This is a genomic window from Mesorhizobium sp. M7A.F.Ca.US.006.04.2.1, from assembly GCF_004022915.1.
Classification (GTDB): domain Bacteria; phylum Pseudomonadota; class Alphaproteobacteria; order Rhizobiales; family Rhizobiaceae; genus Mesorhizobium; species Mesorhizobium ciceri.
Genome location: NZ_RZQA01000612.1, coordinates 1 through 3,947 on the forward strand (window position 1 = coordinate 1; position 3,947 = coordinate 3,947).

The 3,947-nt window shown below is 63.4% G+C and carries 4 protein-coding genes and 1 pseudogene; all 5 read right to left on the bottom strand.

Annotation, left to right across the window (positions count from 1 at the left end; genetic code table 11):
- Window positions 1-259, bottom strand: a 259-nt coding sequence (locus EN925_RS26395; protein ID WP_164894397.1) for an FAD-dependent oxidoreductase, incomplete at its 3' end; no start/stop codon positions are given.
- 50 nt (window positions 260-309) lie between these two features.
- A complete protein-coding gene (locus tag EN925_RS26400) occupies window positions 310-1,086 on the bottom strand; it encodes a DeoR/GlpR family DNA-binding transcription regulator (protein WP_127368559.1) in 777 nt (258 codons plus the stop codon).
- Window positions 1,083-2,618, bottom strand: a complete 1,536-nt coding sequence (locus EN925_RS26405; protein WP_127368558.1) for an FGGY-family carbohydrate kinase — start codon at window positions 2,616-2,618, stop codon at window positions 1,083-1,085. Before EN925_RS26405 ends, EN925_RS26400 begins: the two co-directional genes overlap by 4 nt.
- Window positions 2,619-2,978: 360 nt before the next feature.
- The gene (locus EN925_RS26410) at window positions 2,979-3,527 is read right to left on the bottom strand and encodes a flavin reductase family protein (RefSeq protein WP_127368557.1); all 549 of its coding nucleotides are present in this window, start codon (window positions 3,525-3,527) and stop codon (window positions 2,979-2,981) included.
- Window positions 3,528-3,588: 61 nt separating this feature from the next.
- Window positions 3,589-3,947, bottom strand: a pseudogene (locus EN925_RS26415) (acyl-CoA dehydrogenase); the annotation flags it as partial.

Genomic DNA, 3,947 nt, shown 5'->3' on the forward strand with positions numbered 1-3,947 from the left:
GGCTGACATAGTGCGGCGCATTCTTCAAAAGCAGATTGCGTTCAAGTGTCGACTGTGCGACCAGCCCGAACTCGCCGGTTTCGAGATATTTCAGGCCACCGTGAATGAGCCGCGATGGCGCGGCACTGGTGCCCGAGCCGAAATCCGCCTTGTCGACGATCAGACAGCTGACGCCTTGCGCGCACAGGTCGCGAAATAGCCCTGCCCCGTTAATGCCGGCGCCAAGAATGACGACGTCGACCTCGCCGGTTCCGGCCATGGCGGCCAAACGCCCGGCGGGATTTTCCGTAAATGTTGCTTCGCTTGAGCTCATGACGCTTTCGTCTTGACGATGCGCAGCTTCACGCCGGCCCGTTCGAGAGCTTGCGCCCGCGCATCGCCCAGGCCTTCGGTCGCCAGCACGACATCGAAGCTGGTCAGATCGTCGAAGACATGCAGCGCGATCCTGTCGAACTTGGCATGGTCGATCAGAAGGATACGCTTGGCCGATGCGGCCATCATCGCCTGCTTGACCCGCACGACATTGGGATCCTGGATGAAGGCCGTGGTTCCGGTGATGGCCGAAGCCGAACAGATCAGCACATTGGCGCGCAGCTGCGCCACGGCGTTCTCGCAGACGATACCGATATAGGCGTTGTAGGTGCCGTGGTACTGGCCGCCGAGACAGATGAAGTCGAGTTCGTCGACATTGATCAGCAGTGATGCCGTCGCTACGGAGTTGGTGATGACGGTCAGCGGCTTGACGTCGAGCAGCAGTGCCGCGACGGCGTTTGCCGTCGAGGAATCGTCCAGCATCACCACCTGGCCGGCTTCGACATAATCGAGTGCTGCCCGCGCCAGCGCATCCTTCTCGGCCCGGTTGACCGTCACACGGTAGCGGAAGGCGCTTTCGTAGAGGCCGGAAGGCTGAACCGTCACCGCACCGTGCAGCTTGCGCAGCACGCCCTGCTGCGCCAGCCGGTCGATATGCCGGTGGACGGTCATGCGCGACACGCCGAAATGCTCGACCAGATCGTCGATGCGCACCTGGCCGAGCTTGATCACATAGTCGGCGATCTCTTCGCGTCGTTCGTCGGCCTTGATCATGCGGTTCCCCCAGTGTCTGGCCGGCCCAGCTTCTCGATGTCGGGCCAATGCGGTTCGAGCGCACCGGCTATGCGGCCATAGAGGGAAAAGCGCTCGTTGAACACAGCACTCGAGGCTTGGTCAGGCTCGTATTGGCGCGCCGTCATCCCGACCTGCCTGGCGCCCTGTTGCGGCGTCGCGAAGATGCCAACCGCCGCCCCCGCGCAAAGGGCAGCGCCAAAGGCCGCGGCCTCGTCGGTCGAGGTGACGATGACCGGGGCGTTCAGCACGTCGGCAAACATCTGAACGAAGGCCGGATTGCGCGAACTGCCGCCGGTCAGGCGGATCTCGCTGACGGCAAAGCCGTCGCGCAAGGCTTCCACATGGGTGCGATGATTGAAGGCAATGCCCTCCAGAACCGCCTTGAGTATATCGCCGCGATTATGCCAGCCGTGCAGGCCGACAAAGCCGCCGCTGGCAACATCGCCATAAGGAGAGCCGAACAGATAGGGATGAAACAGGATGGTCGACGGCTTCTTCAGCGCCGTGTCGATCTCTGCTGCCAGAAGCTCGTGGATCGAGCCACCATCGACCGATGCCTTTTCCTGCTCCGAGCGGCAGAACGTGTCGAGAAACCAGTCGTAGTTCGCGGTCGACGCCGGCGAGATCGCCATGTTGTTCCAGCGGCCTGCGTCGATGGCGTTGCGACAGAGCCAACGCGGGTCGACGCGTGGTTGCGAAGAGACGACTTCGTTGATGGAATAGGTTCCGGCGACGATGGCGAGCACGCCCTCCTCATGGCCGCCCATGCCAAGTGCGGAGGCAGTCACGTCATGCAGTCCGCACGCGACCGGTGTTCCCTTGGCAAGGCCGGTCATTTCGGCTGCCTCGGCGGTGACATGGCCGACGATCGCGGCGGAGTGCGCCATCGGCGGCAGCGCGTCGAAAACATCGTCCAATCCGAAGATTCGCAACGCTTCCGGCGCGAAGGCTTGCGTGCGGAAATCCGTGAATGAGGTGCTGGCCTCGGTACGGTCGGTGCCGATCTTGCCGGTCAGGCAAAAGCGCAGCCAGTCCTTGCAGGCCAGTATATGCCCGATACGCCCATAGCGGGCCGGTTCGTGCTCCCTGATCCAGGCGAGCAGCGCCGACGGCGCCGAGACGTGGGGCGCCTGGCCTGTTCGCGCTAGCGCCTCTTCGAAGACCCGGTCCGCCGACCATCGCTCGACAATCTTGCCGGCGCGGCTATCGAGCGACAGGATTCCAGGCCCCAGCGGCCGACGATCCTTGTCGAGCAAATAGAGACCGTCGCCATGCGCGGTTGCCGCCACCGCCCTGATGTCGTCCGCCGGGCGGCCACATAGCGCGATCGCCTCCTTGATTGCGTCGGCGGTCGCTTGCCAGAGGCCGGCCATGTCGCGCTCCACCCAGCGCGCATGGGGCATCGATTGCGGAACCCGCCGACGCGCCACCGACAACTGCGTGCCATCGGCATCGAAGATCACCGCCTTGGTGACCGTGAGACCGTTATCGATTCCGAGCAAACTGGGCATGGGCGCCGCCGTTTTCAGCAACTGGTGAAGGGCGCTGCAAGGCAATCCTGCAGGTTGGGATAAGGATGACGGACATGACGACAATCAACGAGCAACGGTGATACCAAAGCGCCGCATCCGATGCGGCAAACAGACCATAGTAGCCTGTTAAATTAACGTCAACATGTGATATATTTTGTAGAAATGTCTAACGTAAGCTGAGACATGCATCCGATGCGGGACGAAGCTCCGACCAGTGCCCAACTGGCTGGATGGCCCTCAACCCTGCACGGCGGGCCAGGGTGACGGTGCGACTGACGCTCGAACGCGTTTGACTGGCTTAGCGAATTCCGTGCGCAGCGGCCGGACAGCCGGCACCGTTCAAAGAAAACGCGACGACTCAAGAAGTTCAGCCACGCCGTCCAGTTCCTTGTGCAGGCGATGCCAGCGACGGTCGAGGTAGACCAGCGAATGCGCCTCAGGGGGGATCTCGTCCAGCTGCACCTCGCCGTCAAGGAGTTCGGCCGCCACCAGTGTCGCGCCCTCGATCGGCAGGACGCCGAGCCGGCGGGCGCGGAACCAGGTCGAGACGCCGGTATAGCGCGGTTCGCCCGTGGGCAGCCGAGCCCAGGCGCCTCCCGGCGGGAAGCGTTCCGCGCCGCTCGACGCGCAGAGCTGCGCCAGGTCGATATCGGTGTAGCGCAGCAGGTGGATCACCATGGTCTGCGCCCGTAGCAAGGGTTCGGACGAGGTCGATTTCATCGACAGCGAGAAGGCGACGACCGGTGGCGCAGCACTTACAGAGATCAGCGAGGACACGGTCATCGCCACCGGTCTGTCGCCGGGATCGGCCGTGATCACGGCAACACCGGCCGGGTGGTGGCGAAAGGCTTCGCGGAAGGCGTTGGTCATCGGATGCGGGAAGCTCATCGACGTCTCTCTTCTGCAGCATGAAATGGGGCCGGATGGGTCCGCCGTCCGGCCCTTGCGACTACTTCTTCTCGATCAGATCGTAGAACTGCCAGGTGCGATCGCTCCACAGCCCGCCGATGTCGCGGCCGGCCGAGGTGACGATCGATGGCGCGATCGTGAAATGGTTGGCCGCCACCATCATCTCGCGGAAGGTGCGCTGGATCACACCGGCGCGCAGCGACGCGCCGCCGCCCGCGCGATAGGCGAAGTTGCAGATATCGACGCCAACCTCATGAATCTCGGATTTGGCCAGATGGACAAGGCTGATCTGCCGCGTCGATACGCTGTTGCCGGCTTCGACCGTCGCCTCGATGTCGCGCCAGACTTCGAAGACAAAGGCGCGGGCAGCGCGATAGCGGGCTTCGGCGCGGCCATAGT

Bases quoted from the DNA above. Each gene is read 5' to 3' on its own strand.
- EN925_RS26405 (WP_127368558.1), bottom strand. From the start codon at position 2,618: ATGCCCAGTTTGCTCGGAATCGATAACGGTCTCACGGTCACCAAGGCG.
- EN925_RS26400 (WP_127368559.1), bottom strand. From the start codon at position 1,086: ATGATCAAGGCCGACGAACGACGCGAAGAGATCGCCGACTATGTGATC.
- EN925_RS26410 (WP_127368557.1), bottom strand. From the start codon at position 3,527: ATGAGCTTCCCGCATCCGATGACCAACGCCTTCCGCGAAGCCTTTCGC.